The sequence below is a fragment of the Pseudomonas sp. GNP013 genome, assembly GCF_054343995.1.
This window is the reverse complement of the sequence record NZ_JBTGUT010000001.1, coordinates 4,972,629-4,991,986: the sequence shown is the minus strand read 5'-3', so window position 1 is coordinate 4,991,986 and position 19,358 is coordinate 4,972,629. Positions and strand designations below refer to the sequence as shown.

Sequence of the window (19,358 nt, the reverse complement as noted above, 5' to 3'; positions counted from 1 at the left end):
AAAAGCAGTTCAAAGAAAGCCCACAGCCTTCAGGTAGTCGCAGCCCTGACGCAACAAGGCGGGACTTTTCTCGGGGTAGTGCGTGCCCATTTGTTCCACGCCATGACGTGCGTTGTCGAAACGGATCATTGAGGTGTCGCCGATGTCTTCGCCCGGCCCATCCATGTAAAACCCGAGTACCCCGAACAACGCGTTGTCGCGATCAACTGTGCGCAAGGCCTGTTGCCACTGCACAACAGTGACGCGGTCGAAGGCATGCCCCGCCTGGCTGAACGCATTAAGGTAGTCGTCCCAACTCAGCGGCTGCGGGTTGTGCAGGTTGAAAACGCTGCGCTCGCTGTCGAACTGGCCACAGTGAAAAGCGAGAAAGCGTGCAAAAAAGTCCACCGGCATCAGGTCGAAGTTCACCTCCTGACGGGGCATCAGACCCAATTGCAGCGATCCCTTGAGCATCAGCATCAGGCGATTTTTCCGGGGTTGGCAAACACCGTTGCGGCTGTTGAAACTGATGTTGCCCGGACGCAGGATATTGACCCACGCGCCTTGCGCCACCGCACGTCCCAACAGCCGCTCGGCCACCCACTTGGAGAGGTTGTAGCCATTCTTGATGTAGATCGGCAGTGTCGCCGCGGCCGGTAACTCCAGAACGTAGCCTTCGGCATCAATGCTGCTGCAGGCGGACAGCGTCGAGATGAAGTTCAGAACCTTTTTGCAGTGGGTCTCGCACAGGCGCAAACATTCCCGCACGGGGTCGACGTTGTCCGGCACCAGCGACCCATAGTCCATCACATGATTGACCTGTGCAGCGTTGTGCACCAGCACGCCAAAGTCCCTCGCGAGCGCGTCATACACCTCGCACGCCAGCCCCAGGCGTGGCTGGCTGACATCGGCCGGATACACCCGCACCCGGCTCGTGTCCAGATGTTCCAGGCGGTACTCCTTCAGTGCCTCGCTGAACCTGCTGGCTGCCGGCTGACCCGGCAACTCACGCACCAGACACGCTACCGCTGTTGCACCGCCTGCCAGTAATGCCTCGACGGCATGTACGCCGATAAAACTGTTGGCCCCCGTCACAATCACCTTGCGTCGATCACCAGCTCGAGTCTCGGGCAGCACCCTCAGTGCCTGTTCACGCTGAGCATCGCGCACGGCCTGGCCGTACGCTGCGTCTGGCAGCGCACTGTCCTGCATCAGCAAGGCGAGCGTACTGATCGTCGGCCTCTCGAAGAAGTGGTTCAGCGGTACACTGCGGCCGAACTGTTCACGAATGCTCAGCAACAAAGTCGACAGCAAAATGGAGTGCCCACCGAGGTTGAAGAAGCTGTCGTCCAGCCTCAAATCATCCACAGGCACGCGCAACAATTCACTCCATAGCCGCGCCAGTTGCCGTTGAAGGGGCGTATGCGCAGTGCGGCCATTGCCAGCCAGTGAGGCTTGAATCGGCAATGCCAGCAAGGCCTGACGGTCAATCTTCCCGCTGCCGGAGCAGGGCAGGGCAGACAGTTCGGCCCACACCTGTGGTTGCAGGTAATCAGGCAACCACTGCCGCGCGTGTTGCTTGAGATCGACCAGCGTAGCACCGGCCTCCGGATAGGCGACCACCCCCCGAATCTTGCCGTCACGCTCGATCACCACCGCAACCTGACGAAACAGCCGACTGTCGCGCAGGCACTGCTCGATCTCCTGCGGCTCGATCCGCACCCCGCGGATCTTTACCTGGTCATCACGGCGCCCACCGAGTTCTATACCGTCGTCCGTCCATTTCGCGAGGTCGCCACTGCGGTAGGCCCTGACAACCTGACCGTCTGGCAGTGTCAGCTCGACAAAGGGACTGTCGAGTACCGGCGCGGTGCTCAAGTATCCCAGACTCACCCCAGGCCCGACGATATACAACTCCCCCATCACCTGCTCATCCACCGGCTGCATGTCCTCGTCGAGGATCAGCACCTGACTGTTGGCGATTGGCCGGCCCACCCGGGTGTTGCCATCTTTGCGCTGCAGCAGGCGATGCGTCACCAGTACCGTGGCTTCGGTGGGGCCGTAGAGGTTGTGCAGGTGGCATTGGCCGGCCAGACGTTCGATGACATGGGGTTCGCACGCTTCGCCACCGGTTAGCAGGTGAGTCAGGCCCAGCGGCTCATCCAGCGGCAGGATACCGAGCAGCGCCGGTGGCAGGAACGCGTGGGTGATGTGCTGTTGGCGAATCAACTCCACCAATTGCTGCGGGTCACGTCGCTGCGCCTCGCCGGGAATGATCAACTGCGCGCCGGCAATCAGACTCGGGAAAATATCCATCAGCGAAGCATCAAAGTTCAATGCGGCGAACTGCAGCACGCGGCTCTGTTCACTCAATTCCATGCAGCCACCGAACCAGGCAGTAAAGTGCGCCAGGTTGCCCTGGCTGAGCCGCACGCCTTTTGGTCTGCCACTGGTGCCGGACGTGAAGAGCACGACGCACGGTGCGCTCGGGTCTGGCCGAGGGTGCGGCAGCGGTTGCGAGACGTCTTGCCGATCGGCACCACGCACATCCAGCGCCATGAAGCGTTCACGCAGCGGGTGGCTGCCCTCATCCAGTAAAACACGGGCGCCTGCGCTTTCCAGCATGACCTGCTGGCGCCGAAGAGGAAGCTGCGCAGCCAGTGGCAGGTAGACTGCGCCGCAGCCGAGAATCGCCAGGATGCTCGCGTACAGCGCGGCAGACTTTTCCAGGCAGACCCCGACGATCGCTGAACCTTCAACACCCTCCAGCACTGCCGCCAGTCGTTGCTGGATCGCCCAGGCGTGCGTCTGCAGTTGCCGGTAAGTGACAACCTCGCCCGCTACATTCAGCGCCGGTCGCTCAGCGAAGGTGATGAGGCTGGTCTGCAGTCGCTCGATAATCGGCACTTGCGCCGCCCGCAGCAGTTCCGGATCTGCCGTGCAATTGAACCGATGCAGGTAGGCCAGCGCATCCAGGCTTTGCAAGTCCAGGTCAGGCCAGTCGTTGGCAAAGGTAGGCGATACACATAACTGCGGGTCGCGTGCAAAGCGACTCACCTGCAGAGCCACCCACTCCACCAGCGCGCGTGTCGCCCGGCGGCACAAGTGTTGGCCGTTCCCGCTGGGTTCTTCAGCCACGTCCAGCACGTCCACCAGGCGATGGTCATGGTTATAGCTGCGCAATTGCAGCACAGGCAATCCGGACTCGGTCGCTGAGCCGATCCCCAGTCGCAGGCTCAGGCGCGGCGTGCAGGCCCAACGCATCGGCAGTGGCTGGCTGCCGTCGTCGATCACCAGATCAGCGCCCTCGTCTGCGCACCGATGACCATATGCTTCGAGCTCCGTCCGCACTTCGGTCAGCGCCTTGCTCGTGCCGACCCATCCCACTGTCAGGCACCTCATGCCGCTCTCCCCGCCGGCGACAGATAGTCATTCATGGCCGCTGCCACGCTTGGCGTCTGGAGCAAACCGCTGTGCTGCAAAAACTTCATGATGTTGCCAATCAGTGGGTGCTGGCGGGTGATGGGAAACGCCAGTGCCTCCACCTCGTCTCTCAAGGCCTCACGGATGCGCGCGCTTACGCCCAGGTGTTCGATCAATTGCAGGTCGAAGGTTTTTTGCAGATCGTTGGTCAGGTAGTGCATCAGAAACGTCGGCAGCACCTGAGCGATGCTGTCGCGATCTGCCGGGCTGGCCGCCTGCCAATACAGATGCACCAGACTTGTCCAGAAACGGGCATGGCGGCCTTCGTCAAACAGGTGATCGGCCATCATGCCGCGAATGGACGACTTGACACTGTCGTCCCTGGAAAACGCCGCCACCTCATGGGTCACGGTGTTTTCGGCAATCGCCACGCCAATCAGCTCCACGGCATCGCGCAGATGAGTGGGCGCCTGTGCCTGCGCTGCCGGCAGCGCGCGGCTGAGTTCGATCTGCCTGGGCAGGTCGAGGGGCTGGATGCCGGTCATGCTCACCGTCTGATGCAGGAAGTCCAACGCCACCATTGCGTGGTAATCCTCGTCCACCACGACGGACATTGCGTCGTAGCGACAGGCAAGGGGGAAGGGCAGTGTGAAGCGGTTCTTGGCAATGCTGCGGGCGGTCCTGTCGACAATTTCGGTCTCGAAAATCACCACGTCATTAATGTATTTGTAAAAGCTTTGTACCAGCACAAAGTCTCGCCATTGCGCACAGTGTTCGACAAACGTCGCACTCAATACCAGCGGCTGGCGGCACAGCGGGAAGATCAATTTGTCATCGTCTTCCAGCAGACGGCGCGGGCGCGTGCGGATGGTTGCGCGGCGCTCCCAGTCGTCGGCGATGGAGCAGTAATCCGTGATGCTCATGGGTGCACCTCCTGCAGCGAGGCTCGCAGGTCGTCCCAGAAATGGATGCGCTGTTCAACCGCGCTCAAGGCGAACGCGTTAGCCTGTTGCCGGCGATGCACGTCCCCATCGATCAGGCGCTCGAGCATCGCCCGCGCGCCGGGTTCATGGTCCTCGGCGTCCAATTGAATGTGTCGGTTGAAGTAATGGCGCAGCATCGGCGCCTGGCCGATCCACGCTGCGCTGCCTTGCAACAGGCGTTCAAACATGGTCGGTATGACGCTCTCACGGCCGTGCAGGAAGGCCGCCGCAACACAGTGGGTAGGTGCGTCGAGTACGGTGTGCAGCGTGCTGCCGACAAACCGTGCCGTGCCGGGCAGACTCTCTAACGTTTGCAACGCTACCTGAGCGTCTACCCCCTGGCGTTGCAGCATGACGAACCGATCGATGGCGACAGTACTGGCACCTGTTTCAAGCATGCCCCCACGGTACAGCTCGAAATGGCTGCAATGACCACCCCCTGGACGTTCATCCGACTCCTCACACAGCACGATCTCATTGATCAACCGAGCGGCCTGAGGATCGGTTGGGGGGAGCCAGGGCACCTGTGTGCCGGCCAGGTCCCGTTGCAGGCGTTTGGTGAGACTCATGAAGTCCCACACAGCAAATACATGGCTCTGCATAAAAAGTTGTAACTTGCTGAGTGAAGTTATTTCATTAAATAAAGGATGACTGCACAGTTGCAGTTTTTTCTGCTCTAGTAAAGTTTGATGCATGGTTGATGCCTATAAGTTTGTTGCGACTGCGCTGAAGACAGAAGGACTGTTATTAAGCTTGAAATGGACAGTCAGGATTTTTGCCGGGCCGAGCGTGTAGCCGCACTTGGGCAAGGGATTGCGCGGCCGGTTTGAGTGTCTGGTTTAGTGGCGCAGGATAATAAGCGGATTAAACGTTTGGATGAGCTTGCAAATGTATTAAAAGTTTTTCGAGAAAATACATGTTGTGAGTAAGTTAATTGCTTAAGTGTGGGAAGTTTCTTTAACCTGCGCAGGCTCAATCAAGTTGTATCGGCGCGGGGGCTTCCCCCTGATAAAAAGGAGGCCCCGAACGGCATGAGGTTTACTTGCCGGCCGCTTCAAGGCCGTTGAGATAGGCAGATATCACTTCCATCCCGCGCGTGAGGTGATTGCGCAGGGTGAGAATGCTCTCATCGGTCTTCTTCTGCGCCACCAGGCTCAGCAGTGTGCGGTGATCTTCCTGGGACGTCTCGCCGAGCCCCATCGCCTCCAGGTTGAAGCGCAGGAAGCGCTCTTCTTCATTCAGGCCATGTTCGACCAGCTTGAGCAGCCTTTGATTGGGCGCCTTGTCATACAGCGCCATGTGGAACAGGCGGTTCAGGCGTCCGATCTCGGTATAGTCTTTTTCCCGCTCCAGGGCATTGATCAATGTCTCGGCCTCGGCGATGTCGGCCTCGGTGAGCAAGGGGATCGACAGGCGCAGGGCTTCGGACTCCAGCAGTATGCGCAAGGCGTAGGTTTCAGCCGAGTTGTCCTCGATCAGGGGCGCCACCACGGCGCCCTTGTGCGTCACCACATGCAGCAATGACTGCGCTTCCAACTGGCGCAAGGCCTCACGCACCGGCATGCGGCTGACGCCGAACAGGCTGGCCAGTTCCTGCTGGCGCATGGCGGTGCCGCAGGGCAACCGGCCATCGAGAATGGCGTTGCGCAAGGTTTCTTCAATTACGGAACGAGCAAGATGAGCGGGGATAGGTCCGCTGACCTTAATGCTGTTCAACAGGTTCGGCTTCTGCGTCACGGCTACGCTCTCCTCCCTTTTTAAAATAAGTATGGCTAATTGGATCCAAAGCACACTAGAGACAGCTCAAAAGCTTGTCAAACGAACAAGGTTTTCGGCTTGTAAGTGCTTAAACACGGGGTTCTCCAGGCCCACACCGTGGTTTTGCGACGTCTTACACGCCAGCAACAACTGAATGATTCGCCACCTTTCCTTACTCGCTCAGCGTAGCCGGTCCAGCCTCTTGATGAACACATTAACGTCTATAGATATTCACTAATGGTATTTAAACTGACCTTCTTATGTCTATAAAGTTACTCTCCTGTCCGACCGGGAGTCACTTCATGTCCGCCGCCTCTACTGTTCCAACAGCGACCGCTACCCCACAAGCATTCGAGATTCGCCCATTATCCGGCAGCGTCGGTGCCGAGGTTATTGGCCTGGACCTGTCCCGCCCGGTCAGCGACGAAGAGTTTGCGCGCATTCACCGCGCGCACCTGGACTATCACGTCGTGGTGTTCCGCGACCAGCGCATCACCCCTGCACAGCAGATCGCCTTCAGCCGCCGTTTCGGCGTGTTGCAGATTCACGTGCTCAAACAGTTTCTGCTGACCAATCACCCGGAAATCCTGATCGTCTCCAACATCCTGGAAAACGGTCAATCCATCGGCCTCGGAGATGCGGGTAAATTCTGGCATTCGGACCTCTCCTACAAGGAACTGCCGAGCCTGGGTTCGATGCTGCATGCCCAGGAGCTGCCCTCCGAGGGCGGCGACACCCTGTTCGCTGACATGCATAAAGCCTGGGACCAGTTGCCCGAGCACCTGCGCAAAGCCGTGCAAGGCCGCAGCGCCGCGCACTCCTACACGGCGCGCTACAGCGAAACCAAATTCGAAGGTAACTGGCGCCCGACGCTCACCCCGGAGCAGCTGGCCCAGGTAGCCGAAGTGGTTCATCCCATCGTGCGCACCCACCCGGAAAACGGCCGCAAGGCGCTGTTCGTCAGTGAAGGTTTCACCACCCGCATCGTCGGCCTGCCCGAAGACGAAAGCCGCGACCTGCTGGCCCAGCTCTATGCCCACAGCGTGCTGCCGGAAAACATCTACCGCCACCAATGGCAACCCCACGACATGGTGTTCTGGGACAACCGCTCGCTGATTCATCTCGCCGCCGGTTGCCCCAGCCATCTGCGGCGCAAATTGTTCCGCACCACCATCCAGGGCGATGCGCCTTTCTGAACCCTATCGCAAGAGAGTTGAAATGAACGCGCCTTTGCCAGGCCACGCGGCCAGCAACCTGAGCACCGCCCAACCGTTGCTGGCGGTGGACAACGTCAGCCTTGAGTACCGCACCCCCGAACGAGTAGTACGCGCCACCCACCAGGTCAGCTTCGAGATCGACCCGGCCGACCGCTACGTGTTGCTCGGCCCGTCGGGCTGCGGCAAATCCACGTTGCTCAAGTCCATCGCCGGGTTTATCAAGCCCAGTGAAGGGGAGATTCGCCTGCTGGGGCAAAAGGTCGAACAACCTGGCCCGGATCGCATCGTGGTGTTCCAGGAGTTCGACCAGTTGCCGCCCTGGAAAACCGTCAAGCAGAACGTCATGTTCCCCCTGCTGGCGTCCAAAACCCTCAAGCGCCGCGAAGCCGAAGAACGCGCGCTGCACTACCTCGACAAAGTCGGCCTCAGTGCCTTCGCCGATGCCTACCCGCACACCTTGTCCGGCGGCATGAAAGCTCGCGTGGCCATCGCCCGCGCCCTGGCCATGCAGCCCAAAATTCTGCTGATGGACGAACCCTTCGCCGCCCTGGACGCCCTCACCCGACGCAAGATGCAGGAAGAGCTGCTGCTGCTCTGGGAAGAAGTGCGCTTCACCCTGCTGTTCGTCACCCATTCCATCGAAGAGGCGCTGGTGGTCGGCAACCGCATCCTCCTGCTGTCGCCCCACCCGGGGCGCGTGCGCGCAGAAATCCACAGCCATCAATACGACCTGCACAGCCTCGGCGGTGTGGACTTCCAGGCCTCGGCGCGGCGCATCCATCGCCTGCTGTTCGATGAAGCCCCCGAGGCCGAACGTGAGTTGGGTTTCGCCGACATTCGCATCGCTTACTAAAGGGTCGCCCCATGCGCCAGGAATACGAAATAACCCTCGAACCGCTGCTCAGCGTGCCGGTGGAACGCGAACTGCCGCTGCGTCAGCGCCTGTGGCAACAAGGCTGGCTGCGCAAAGGCCTGATCCTGATCGTGCTGGGAGTCATTTGGGAGTCGGTGGCGCGCTATCAGAACAACGACCTGCTGCTGCCGAGCTTTTTGCAGACCTTCCACGCGCTCTACGACGGCCTGCTCAGCGGCGAACTGCTGAGCAAGGTCAGCATCTCCCTGGCCGTGCTGATCAAGGGCTACCTGATCGGCATCGTGCTGGCCTTTGCCCTGACCACGCTTGCCGTCTCGACCCAACTGGGCCGCGACTTGTTGAGCACGCTGACCTCGATGTTCAACCCGCTGCCGGCGATTGCGTTGCTGCCGCTGGCGCTGCTGTGGTTCGGCCTGGGCCAGAACAGCCTGATCTTTGTGCTGGTGCATTCGGTGCTGTGGGCGCTGGCGCTCAATACCTATTCGGGGTTCCTTGGCGTGTCCGAAACCCTGCGCATGGCCGGTCGCAACTATGGCCTCAAGGGCATGCGCTTCGTGCTGTTCATTCTGATCCCGGCTGCGCTGCCGTCGATTCTCGCCGGCCTTAAAATCGGCTGGGCTTTTGCCTGGCGTACCTTGATCGCCGCCGAGCTGGTCTTTGGCGCCACCAGCGGCAAGGGCGGGCTGGGCTGGTACATCTTCCAGAACCGCAACGAGCTGTACACCGACAAGGTATTCGCCGGCCTGGCCGTGGTGATTCTGATCGGCCTGCTGGTGGAGAACCTGGTGTTCGACACCTTCGAGCGGCTCACGGTGAAACGCTGGGGCATGCAGCGCTAGGCCGGCCATCCCTGTTAGGATTGCGGCCAATTCACGCTTTTACGACCGCGAGTGCCTGGCATGCAATTACCGGACATGAACCTGCTGGTCGCCCTCGACGCTTTGCTCGATGAAGGCAGCGTGGTCGGCGCCGCACGGCGGATGAACCTCAGCCCGGCGGCCATGAGCCGCACCCTCACGCGTATCCGCGAGGCGGTGGGCGACCCGATTCTGGTGCGCGCCGGACGCGGCCTGGTGCCCACGCCCAAGGCGATGCAACTGCAAGGCCAAGTGCGTAATGTCGTGGAGCAGGCCGCGCTGCTGTTTCGCTCGGCCGACCAGGTGGACTTGAGCACCTTGCGGCGTCGCTTCAGCGTGCGCGCCAACGACTTCTTCATCGGCGTGTATGGCGGCCGGCTGTTCGACACCATGGAGCGCATGGCGCCACTGTGCGAGCTGTACTTCGTGCCCGAAGGCGACACCGACGACGAAGCCCTGCGCGAAGGGCGCCTGGATCTGCGGGTGAGCAACACGCTGCCCGTCACCCCTGAGGTAAAGGTGCAGAACCTGTTCTCCACCACCTTCGTCGGGCTGGCGCGCGAAGGCCACCCGTTGTTCGACGGGGAAATCACCGCCGCACGGTTTGCCGGTTATTCCCATATCAGCATCTCGCGCCGTGGCATCGCGCGCGGGCCCATCGACACTGCTTTGAACGCCCAGGGCCTGGAGCGCCGCGTCGCGATGATCGCCCCTGGGTTTCACGGCGCAATGTTCATGCTGCCCGACTCCGACCTGCTGTTGCCGGTGCCCAAGGAAGCCCTCCTGAGTGTCAAGCGTCTGAAACTGCCGCTGCGCGCCTTCGCCCTACCGATCTCGTTGCCGACCCTGATGCTGACCCAATCCTGGCACCCGCGTTTCGACAAGGACCCGGCGCACAAATGGCTGCGCGAAACCTTTCGCGAAAGCTGCCAGGCCACCTGGCTCGAAGCCCAGCCCACCTGAGCATTTCACAATCAACTGTGGGAGGGGGCTTGCTGCCACATAGATTGCGTTGCGTGCACTTATACCCTGCCAATAAGTAACTTTTTGTCATGTGTGTAGCTGCTTAAACTGCTCGGGTATCTATCATTCCGAGTTACCCGTACATGACCTCCCTCGCTGCCCCCGCCCTGCAGGCCGCAGCCAAACCTGTCGCGCTCAATCCGCCGGTGTTCGGCCTGCGCATCATCATCGGCCTGGTCGGTGTGCTGCTGGCGGTGCTGGTGTCCGGCCTTAACGACATGGTCACCAAAATCGCCCTCGCCGATATCCGCGGCGCGCTGTTCATCGGCTATGACGAAGGCACCTGGCTGGTCGCGGCCTACACCGCCACCTCCGTGGCGGCCATGGCCTTCGCGCCCTGGTGTGCGGTGACTTTCTCCCTGCGCCGTTTCACCCTGTGCGCCATCGGCCTGTTCACCCTGCTGGGCATCCTCTGCCCGTTTGCGCCCAATTACCAAAGCCTGCTGCTGCTGCGCACCGCGCAAGGCCTGGCTGGCGGCGCATTGCCGCCGATGCTGATGTCGGTGGCGCTGCGCTTTCTGCCGGCCAACATCAAGCTGTATGGCCTGGCCGGCTACGCGCTCACCGCCACCTTTGGCCCGAGCCTCGGTACGCCGCTGGCGGCGCTGTGGACCGAGTACGTGGGCTGGCAGTGGGCGTTCTGGCAGATCGTCGCGCCGTGCCTGCTGGCCATGGCGGCGGTGGCCTACGGTTTGCCGCAGGACCCGCTGCGCCTGGAGCGCTTCAGGCAGTTCAACTGGCGCGGCCTGCTGCTGGGCTTTCCGGCGATCTGCATGTTGGTGATCGGCCTGCTGCAAGGCAACCGCCTGGACTGGTTCGAGTCCGGCCTGATCACTTTCCTGCTCAGCGGCGGCACCCTGTTGCTGGTGCTGTTCCTGCTCAATGAGTGGTCACAGCCGCTGCCGTTTTTCAACGTGCAGATGCTCGGTCTGCGCAACCTGGCGTTTGCCCTGATCGTACTGGCCGGCGTGCTGATGGTGCTGACCTCGGTGATCATCATCCCGTCGAGCTTCCTCGCCCAGGTGCAGGGCTACAGGCCGCTGCAGACCGCGCCGGTGATGTTGCTGATGGCCCTGCCGCAATTGATCGCGCTGCCGCTGGTGGCGGCGCTGTGCAACCTGCGCCGGGTCGATTGCCGTTGGGTGCTGGGGCTCGGCTTGAGTTTGCTGGTGCTCAGTTGCCTGGGCAGTTCGCAGCTGACCTCGGCGTGGATTCGCGACGATTTCTATGGCTGGTACCTGCTGCAAATCATCGGGCAACCGATGGCGGTTCTGCCGTTGCTGATGCTGTCCACCGGCAGCATCCAGCCCGTTGACGGGCCGTTCGCTTCGGCCTGGTTCAACACCATCAAAGGCCTGTCTGCGGTGATCGCCGCCGCAGTGCTCGAAACCCTGACCACCCGCCGTGAACACTTCCACTCCACCATGCTGGTGGATCGCCTGGGCAACTCACCCCTGGCCGACGGCGATGCGCCGGGCCTGGCCCACCGCCTGCACGAACAGGCCGTGGTGCTCACCTCGTCGGATCTGTATGTCGTCATGGCCGGTGTCGCGGTGGCGTTGATCCTGCTGATTTTCTGGATGCCCACGCGGATTTATCCGCCTCGCGCACCGACATAGCCTCAAGGACTCCCCATGAAACGCAAAGACAAAATTGCCGTCTCCGTTATCGCTGTATTTGCCGTTGGCGTGCTGGTGTATCTGGTCACGCCGGGCCTGTTGGGCAACGCGCGTCAGACCACCAACGATGCCTTCGTCGCCGCCGACTTCACCCTGATCGCCCCGCGTGTGGCCGGCTTTATCAAAGAGGTGCTGGTGGAAGACAACCAGCAGGTCAAGGCCGGCCAACTGCTGGCGCTGATCGACGACCGCGATTTTCGCGCCGCCGCCCAGGCCGCCGATGCCGATGCGTTGGTCGCCCAAGCCCAGCTTAAAAACGCCGGCGCCACCCTGGAGCGCCAAAGCTCGGTGATCGCCCAGGCCCAGGCCACCGTGGCGGCAGACCGCGCCGAAGTGGCGTTCGCCGAGCACGAGCTGAACCGCTACAACCACCTCGCCGGCGTGGGCGCGGGCACCGTGCAGAACGCCCAGCAAGCCAAAACCCGCATCGACCAGGCCACCGCGCGCCTGGCCAAATCCACCGCGGTGCTGGCGGCCGAACGCAAGCAGGTAGAAATCCTCAGTGCCCAGCGCGATGCGGCCGAAGGCGGGCTCAAGCGCGCGCAGGCGGCGTTGGAAATGGCCAGCTATCAACTGTCCTATACGCGCATCGTCGCGCCGGTGGACGGCATGGTCGGTGAGCGCGCGGTGCGGGTCGGCGCCTACGTGACGCCGGGCAGCAAGCTGCTCGCTGTGGTGCCGCTGAGCGAGGCCTATGTGGTGGCCAATTTCCAGGAAACCCAGCTGTCGCACATGCATGCCGGCCAACCCGTGCAGGTGCGCGTCGACAGCCTCGACGGCGAGTTGCTCAACGGTCATCTGGAGAGCCTGGCGCCGGCCACCGGTGTGACGTTCGCCTCGATCAAGCCGGACAACGCCACCGGCAACTTCACCAAGGTGGTGCAGCGCATCCCGGTGAAGATCATCCTCGAACCCGGCCAGCCCCTCACCGAACGTCTGCGGGTGGGCATGTCGGTGGAGGCCAGCGTCGACACCCAGCCCGTCGCGCAGCCGCGTGAGGTGGCCCAGCAATGATACGTTTTGCCTGGCTCGCCTTGAGCGTCATCAGCCTGAGTGCCTGCACCGTCGGCCCGGACTTTCACACGCCCCAGGGGCCGCACGTCGAGCGTTGGCGCGAACCTCAGGGCCGTCAGGCCGACAGCCGCGCCGTGGCCGATCCGCTGCAGGAGCGCTGGTGGGACGTGTTCCATGACGCGCAACTGTCAGCCCTCACACGCCGCGCCCTCACCGACAACCTCGACCTGAAACTGGCCGGCAGCCGCCTGCAACAAAGCCGAGCCGTGCGCCAGGTGACCACGGCGGGGCGTTACCCCAACCTCGCGGCAGGCGGTGGCTACCAGCGCAAGCGCAACAGTGGCGAAGGCCTGAACGACCCCTCCGGAGAAAACGGCCGCTCGGCCTTCAACCAATGGGACACGGACTTCTCCGCCGCCTGGGAGCTGGACTTCTGGGGCCGCGTCAAGCGCGAGACCGAGGCCGCCGACGCCACCCTGCAAGTCGCCGAAGACGACCGCCGCGCCGTGCTGCTGTCGGTACTGGCCGAGACCGCCCAGGACTACATCCAACTGCGCGGCGTGCAGAACACCCGCAACGTCACCGAGCAGAACCTCGACGTCGCCCGGCACAGCCTGAAGCTCTCGCAACTGCGCCTCGCCGATGGCGTTGCCACCGACCTGGACGTGGCCGAAGCCGCCGCCCAGGTCGCCACCATCGAAGCACGCCTGCCGGAGCTGCAACAACGTCAGGATCAGTTGATCAACGCCCTCAGCCTGCTCATGGGCGAGCCGCCCCAGGCCCTGCACGCCCAACTGTGCAAAGACGCCGCCGTACCGCAAACCCCGCGCCAGGTCGCCATTGGCCTGCCGTCACAGTTGGCCGAACGCCGCCCGGATATCCGCCAGGCCGAGGCGCGCCTGCATGCCGCTACCGCCAACATCGGCGTGGCCAAGGGCGATTTCTACCCGCGTATCACCCTGTCCGGCAGCCTCGGCTCCCAGGCACTGCAACTGGCGGATTTCGGCTCCTGGGGCTCGCGCGCGTTTGCCTTCGGCCCGCAGTTCAGCCTGCCGCTGTTCAACGGCGGACGCCTGCAAGGCATGTTGACGCTGCGCGAAGCCCAGCAGCAGGAGGCAGCGCTGGCCTATCAGCACACCGTGCTGCGTGCCTGGCACGAGATCGACGATCAGTTGACCCGCTACAACGCCAGCCAGCTGCGCCGCGACAGCCTCGCCGAAGCCGTGCGCCAGAACCAGATCGCCCTGACCACCGCGCAACACCAGTACGTCGAAGGCGTGGCGGATTTCGTCAACGTCCTCACCGTGCAGAGCGCGTTGCTGGCGACCCAGGAGCAATGGGTGCAAAGCTCCACCGACGTGTCGCTGGCCATGGTCGGTTTGTACAAGGCGCTGGGTGGCGGGTGGGCGTCGGTGTATCCGGTGCAAACAGCCGAGCGCTGAGCCTTGGCGCGCCTTGTGACTATTGCGGTGCGCAGGCTTTTTTGTGGTGTGCAGGTTTTTTTGTGGTGACCAGGCTTGTCGTGGCGAGCGGGCTTGCCCCGCGTGGGGGTGCGAAGCGCCCCCAATCGAGCAAAACGCGGTGAACCTGATACGGCTCAGCGCCTGGTTTTGGGGCTGCTGCGCAGCCCAACGCAGGACAAGCCTGCTCGCCACAGGGAATCTGCGCTTAACTGAACGGCATTAGGGCTCGCCACAATACACTCGCTTGCCACAGGAATGAGGGTGTCTGAAATACCCCATTTGCGGCGCTAAGGATTGCGCAAAAACACCACATACCCGCCAAACCACTCGTTCTCGCGCAAGTACGCCGGCGCCTGCCACTCGCCACCCTGAATCAAGCCTACCTTGAACGGCACCCCCATCCGACTCACCCTCGGCAGATACGCCGCGTAATCCGGGATGCTGTGCCGTCCCTGGTACGTCTGCACCACCACTTCATCCACCACGCCTTTGAGTTGGGCGATGGCAGCGGGATCGGCGTTGCTGCCCCAGTCCAGCAGGCCGGTGATGCTCAGACGCAGGTCGGCCGGCAGGCGCTGGCGCAGGTCGCGCAGAAACTCCGCGTATTCGTGCAGGTATTGGGTGCGGGCGTCGAAGTCGATCTGTATGCCGACCACCGGATTGCCCGCGTCGCGCCAGCGTTGCACCTGGCCGAGCAATTGGGCGTAGACCCGCTCCGGCCAGTGCAGGGTGTGGGCGCGGTAGACGATCCAGACCTCGCCCTGGGTGATACGCGGCACGCTCATGCCCTGGGCGATCAAACGCACGGTGGGCGTGCGGCGGGTGGAGTTGATCTGGCCCTGAAGGATGTACAGCGTCTTCGCCTGTTTGAGTACCGGCTGCGGCGTGACGCCGCTCCACAGCCAGAAGGCGTCATAGTCGCGGGCGTCGACGGCGCCGAAGGCCGGGCTTGCCAGCAACAGCAGGCCCAGCCACAGGTGTTTCACCAGTAGTACTGCAAGGCGTTGCCCCACTGGGTGTCACCAAAGCCTGTCTTCAGCTGGCGGAACCAGGCTTTGCGCACGGCCGGCGCGACGTCTTCGCCGCCGCAGCTGTTGTAGCCGGCGGGCGCGTAGCAGTTGATGGCGCGAAACAGCGCGTAGGCCTTGTCGGTTTTCGGCGCCTTGGGGTTGGCGATCACCTGTTTGTAGCCGTCCAGACGCGAGAAGGTTTCACCGCTGAAGTTCGACGCGCTGCTGCCCAGGCTGCCGGCGGCGCGGGCTTGCTCGAGTGGCATGCCGTCCAGGCTGTTGCGCAGGATGAACTCACCGAAGCAATTGAGCGCCTGCGGGTTTTTCGCGTCGTTCTGCAGGGTCGCGGCGGTTTGCGCGATGCTCGGGCAGGTGTAGCCGGACGCGGCTTTGTCGCCGTTCCACTGGAACAGTTTCAAGGTTTGCCCGCCGCCATAGGTGTAGCCAAGGCTGGTGTCGAGTTTGTCTTCAGGCGGCGTGGCCGGCAGTTGCTTGAGGTCGTCGGCGAAGGTGGCGAACTGGCTGCGCAGCAGGTCCTTGTAGAGCAGCACGAATTGCGCGGTGTGGCGCTCCACCGGGTCGCTGGCCTTGGCGATCTGCTGGCGCAGCAGGTCGGGGCCGGCGACGCTGCGCAGCAGCAGGTAGCGCACGTTGTTGGCGCTGATCGGCGAGTCCGCCGCGAACACCTTGGCCAACTCGCCGCTGCGTTCGTAGTTCATCGCCAGGGCCAGCTCCAGCTGGTCGCGTTGCAGAGGCTGTTTGGCCAGCGGCAATAGTTGCAGCCACAGGGCTTGCGCCGCTTTCCAATTCTGCCCGGCTTCCAGGGCCAGGCCGCGCAGGGTCTGCTGACTGAAGGCGAAGTAATCCAGGCCCGACGGCACATCCTTGGGCAGCAGTTTCAGGGCGGCCTCGGGCTGATGCTCGACGTACAACGCAAACGCCGCTTGCAGGTAGGCGTACAGCGCCGGCTCGTCGGCAAACGTGGCCTTCTGTTTGTCGAGGTCGGCGCGGGTCAGTTTGGGCGGCGTCTCGGCGCGCATCAGCATCAGGTCGTTGACCGCCTGCAGCATCGGGTTCTCAAGGCTGCCGTTGCTGTCGATCAACAGCTTGAGATCAGCCTCTTGCACCAGGTCATCGAGGGACACATTGCGCTGCTCGGCGGTGGCTTCGGTCATTTGCCAGGCGAAGTCCTCGGCGAGCTTGCCATCGTCATTGGCCAGCCAATGCACGCGGCGCAACAGGCCCCGAGCGGAAGTCGCGTACTGGCCCTGTGGATAAGTGTTCAGATAGCCGAGCAAGCCCTTTTCGGCATTGCCCAGCGCGGACTTATCCACATGCTCGCGCTGCGGCATGCCGTATTCGTCGAACGCTTCGGCCTGGGCCTGATTCAGCGCGGTGCGCGCGGTCATGTACAGCGCGGTTTCCTGCAGCCACGGCAGGGTTGAGCCGCTGGCGGCGGCAAAACCGCGTTCGGCCTCACTGAAGCGCCCGCTGTAGAAGTCGGCGGCGGCTTGCAGGTAGGTGCGCAGCAGGCGGCCGTTCGAGGACTCGATTTCGCCGGTGACCACCGCGCCCTCCCAACTGCAGGCGGTGAGCAATTGCAGGCGCGCCCTGGCCAGCAGCACGCGTTCGGTATCCGGCATATCGGCCTTGATCACCTGGCTGACAAACGCCGTGGCGCTGTCATCGTCGTTGCTGCGGCAGCGGCTGCCTTCGCCGCTCAAAAACGCTTCGCCGGCGGTTTTGTAGTTCTCGCGCTTGATGCCCAGGGTCTTGAGCAGCGTGTCCAGTTCAGCGGTGCGCGAGTCGTCGGGCTTGTCGTCGGGTTCGTCGTCACTGGCAGGCGCAGGGCTCAGGCGATACACCGCAAACGGCACCTGGCCGAATCCCTCGGCCCGGTCGGTGTCGTCCAGGGCATTGGGGGCCAGCGGTGCGACCTTTTTGTCGGACAGCAGCAGGCGCAGGTTGACCCGGCTGTCGTTGCCCGGGCTCAGAAAGGGCAGGTTGTTGCACGGGTCCAGGCTGTCACGCGACACCCGCCAGTCCGGGTAGCACGAGTCGTCCGAGCTGGCCAACGCCTGCTGGGAAATACCGGCGAGCAGTGCCAGTGCCAGGGGTGACAGAAAACCGATGCGCATGAGGTGTCCTTGAGCCTGAGTCCTTGGAGGAGGGCAATCATAGCGTGATCCGACCAGCGCTTCGGTGAAGTCCTGCGCAATTGGCCGATTTGTCCGATTGCACAAGCGAATCAGGGGCATTTGTCCTAAAGTGGCGTTGGTTTGCGTGTCGGCAATCAGAGCAGTGGCAGGGGAATCAAGGTGCGTCGGTCTGTGGTAGAGCAAAACGAAAAAGTCGCGGCATTGCCCGCGCTCAACCGACTGGGCTGGGAACGTGCCGGCTGGATCAGCCAGCTTTGGTGGGTACCGCTCCTGGCGCTGGCGATGGCCCTGCGGTTCTACAACCTGACGGCGTCGGCCATCTGGGGCGATGAGGGCTCAAGCCTGTTGCTCAGCGAATACGCCGTGGACGACCTGTGGTTTCACGCGGCCCATGACGTACACCCGCCGCTGTACTTCTTCCTGCTGCGCGGCTGGATCGAACTGTTCGGCGACAGCATCGGCTCGATCAGGGCCATGAGCGCCATCCCGGGCGCGCTCGCCGTGGGCCTGGGCATCTGGCTCACGCGGCAGTTGTCCACCCGGCGCGCGGCGGTACTGGCCGGCGTACTGCTGGCGCTGCTGCCGACCGCGGTGCGGTACAGTCAGGAAGTGCGCATGTATTCGCTGTTGGGCGTCTGGCTGCTGGGCGCCACGCTGGCGCTGGTGTACTGGGTGCGCCAACCCGAACGCACGCGCTATCTGGTGGCCTATGGGCTGCTGATGACCGCAGGTTTCTACACCCATTACTTCACCGCACTCTGCGTGCTGGTGCATTGGGCGTATCTGGGGGTGCTGGGCACCTGCGGTCAGCGGCTGATCACGCGTCGGGCATGGTGGGCGACCAACGTCGCGATTGTGCTGGCGTACCTGCCCTGGTTGCCAGGCCTGCTGGACCTGGTGCAGCACGTCGACCAGCTCAAGGTGGGCGGTGACATTGGCTGGGAAGATCCGGTCAATGCGCTGTCTGTGCCATCGATGGTCTGGCAATTCATGTTGCAGGATGAAGGCCTGGCGCTATGGCGACCGCTGTTCTGGGGGTTCCCCCTGCTATTGATTGCGCTGGTTGGCATCAGCGTCTGGCGTGATCGCCAACCCTATCGACCTGCCAGCCTGCTGGCGCTGTTTTTCCTGCTGCCGCTGCTGCTGGTCTACGCCGTGTCGTTTATCTCGCCGGTGTTCATTGAGCGCTATCTCACAGTGTATGCCCTGGGCTTGCCGATCCTGCTGGCGCTGCTCATCGACCGCGGCTCGTGGTGCGGCGCGGCGTTGTTCGTGTTGCTGGTGGGGGTGGAACTGGTTGGGCTGAAAAACAACTTCACGGTAGACGAGCAGGACCAATTCAACGTGCCGGTGGAGTTCGTCAATCGCAACTACCAGGAAGACGATCGCATCGTGCTCAGCGACATGCTGTGGTACCTCAGCTATGTCTATTACGACCAGACCGACGCCCAACTGCAGCTCTATACCCCGCCCAGGCCCGACGGTACGTCAACGCGCCCGAACGCCTACGGCTTCGGCACCCTGGTGGATCAAGACGGCGGGCGCATCTACCTCGACCACCTCTCGTCACTGCCCGCCGGCACCCGGCGCGTATGGCTGATCAGCAGCAACGAAGCGCCGGACGAATTCGCGCCACTGCCCCAGGGCTGGCACGAACTCAGTCGCCAGGACGGCGGGGGTGCCAGGGCACGCTTGTTTGTGTTGTGCAATGTGCCGTCGATGTTGCCCGAGGGCTGTCCCTAGACTGGGCTTGGGCTTCGACGCGCCAGCCCCGGAGCCAAGACTGATCCAAATGTGGGAGGGGGCTTGCTCACGATGGCAGTGTGTCAGTCAGCTCATCCGACACTGACCCAGCGCCATCGGGAGCAAGCCCCTCCCACATTTTTGCCACCACCCATCCGCCAAATTGTTTCAAAACT

14 protein-coding genes are annotated in these 19,358 nt (G+C 62.7%); 8 read left to right on the top strand and 6 right to left on the bottom strand.

Translation table 11 applies throughout. The features are described 5' to 3' along the window. Window positions 1-9 precede the first annotated feature (9 nt). The 4 genes from ACXX81_RS21935 to ACXX81_RS21920 all read right to left on the bottom strand — a co-directional run bounded on the left by ACXX81_RS21935 (window position 10) and on the right by ACXX81_RS21920 (window position 6,122). Window positions 10-3,381, bottom strand: a complete 3,372-nt coding sequence (locus ACXX81_RS21935; RefSeq protein ID WP_458572394.1) for an amino acid adenylation domain-containing protein — start codon at window positions 3,379-3,381, stop codon at window positions 10-12. Further along, window positions 3,378-4,325, bottom strand: a complete 948-nt coding sequence (locus tag ACXX81_RS21930) for a diiron oxygenase (RefSeq protein WP_209986965.1) — start codon at window positions 4,323-4,325, stop codon at window positions 3,378-3,380. The genes ACXX81_RS21935 and ACXX81_RS21930 overlap by 4 nt, the downstream gene beginning before the upstream one ends. Continuing rightward, window positions 4,322-5,080 carry a DUF3050 domain-containing protein gene (locus tag ACXX81_RS21925; protein WP_458572393.1) on the bottom strand — a complete coding sequence of 253 codons (759 nt, stop codon included), beginning with the start codon at window positions 5,078-5,080 and terminating at the stop codon, window positions 4,322-4,324. The genes ACXX81_RS21930 and ACXX81_RS21925 overlap by 4 nt, the downstream gene beginning before the upstream one ends. A gap of 343 nt (window positions 5,081-5,423) precedes the next feature. Further along, window positions 5,424-6,122 (bottom strand): GntR family transcriptional regulator, encoded by a 699-nt coding sequence (locus tag ACXX81_RS21920; protein ID WP_209986971.1) that lies wholly within the window; start codon window positions 6,120-6,122, stop codon window positions 5,424-5,426. Window positions 6,123-6,445: 323 nt separating this feature from the next. Between ACXX81_RS21920 and ACXX81_RS21915 the strand changes: the two genes are divergently transcribed. From ACXX81_RS21915 to ACXX81_RS21885, 7 genes are all read left to right on the top strand, one after another. Further along, complete coding sequence (locus ACXX81_RS21915) at window positions 6,446-7,339, top strand: TauD/TfdA dioxygenase family protein (protein ID WP_322212255.1); 894 nt, start codon at window positions 6,446-6,448, stop codon at window positions 7,337-7,339. Between the two features lie 22 nt (window positions 7,340-7,361). Then, complete coding sequence (locus tag ACXX81_RS21910) at window positions 7,362-8,213, top strand: ABC transporter ATP-binding protein (protein WP_057009936.1); 852 nt, start codon at window positions 7,362-7,364, stop codon at window positions 8,211-8,213. Window positions 8,214-8,224: 11 nt separating this feature from the next. Beyond that, complete coding sequence (locus ACXX81_RS21905) at window positions 8,225-9,073, top strand: ABC transporter permease (RefSeq protein WP_458572392.1); 849 nt, start codon at window positions 8,225-8,227, stop codon at window positions 9,071-9,073. Window positions 9,074-9,133: 60 nt separating this feature from the next. After that, window positions 9,134-10,054, top strand: coding sequence for a LysR family transcriptional regulator (locus ACXX81_RS21900; RefSeq protein ID WP_231423641.1), 921 nt, complete (start codon window positions 9,134-9,136; stop codon window positions 10,052-10,054). 143 nt (window positions 10,055-10,197) lie between these two features. Beyond that, entirely contained in the window at window positions 10,198-11,733 is a 1,536-nt protein-coding gene (locus ACXX81_RS21895) for an MFS transporter (protein WP_322212256.1), read from the top strand. A 15-nt stretch (window positions 11,734-11,748) separates the two neighbouring features. Continuing rightward, window positions 11,749-12,807 (top strand): HlyD family secretion protein, encoded by a 1,059-nt coding sequence (locus ACXX81_RS21890; protein ID WP_458572391.1) that lies wholly within the window; start codon window positions 11,749-11,751, stop codon window positions 12,805-12,807. Beyond that, window positions 12,804-14,249 (top strand): efflux transporter outer membrane subunit, encoded by a 1,446-nt coding sequence (locus ACXX81_RS21885; RefSeq protein WP_458572390.1) that lies wholly within the window; start codon window positions 12,804-12,806, stop codon window positions 14,247-14,249. The genes ACXX81_RS21890 and ACXX81_RS21885 overlap by 4 nt, the downstream gene beginning before the upstream one ends. 308 nt (window positions 14,250-14,557) lie before the next feature. On the opposite strand, the gene ACXX81_RS21880 is transcribed toward ACXX81_RS21885, so the two are convergent. Further along, window positions 14,558-15,256, bottom strand: a complete 699-nt coding sequence (locus ACXX81_RS21880) for a DUF3142 domain-containing protein (RefSeq protein ID WP_322212259.1) — start codon at window positions 15,254-15,256, stop codon at window positions 14,558-14,560. Further along, window positions 15,253-17,418 (bottom strand): PA5441 family protein, encoded by a 2,166-nt coding sequence (locus ACXX81_RS21875; RefSeq protein ID WP_458572389.1) that lies wholly within the window; start codon window positions 17,416-17,418, stop codon window positions 15,253-15,255. Before ACXX81_RS21875 ends, ACXX81_RS21880 begins: the two co-directional genes overlap by 4 nt. A 180-nt stretch (window positions 17,419-17,598) precedes the next feature. On the opposite strand from ACXX81_RS21875, the gene ACXX81_RS21870 reads away from it, so the two are divergent. Beyond that, window positions 17,599-19,182: a glycosyltransferase family 39 protein gene (locus tag ACXX81_RS21870; protein WP_231423636.1), complete on the top strand. Its 1,584-nt coding sequence runs from the start codon at window positions 17,599-17,601 to the stop codon at window positions 19,180-19,182. The last annotated feature ends 176 nt before the right edge of the window (window positions 19,183-19,358 follow it).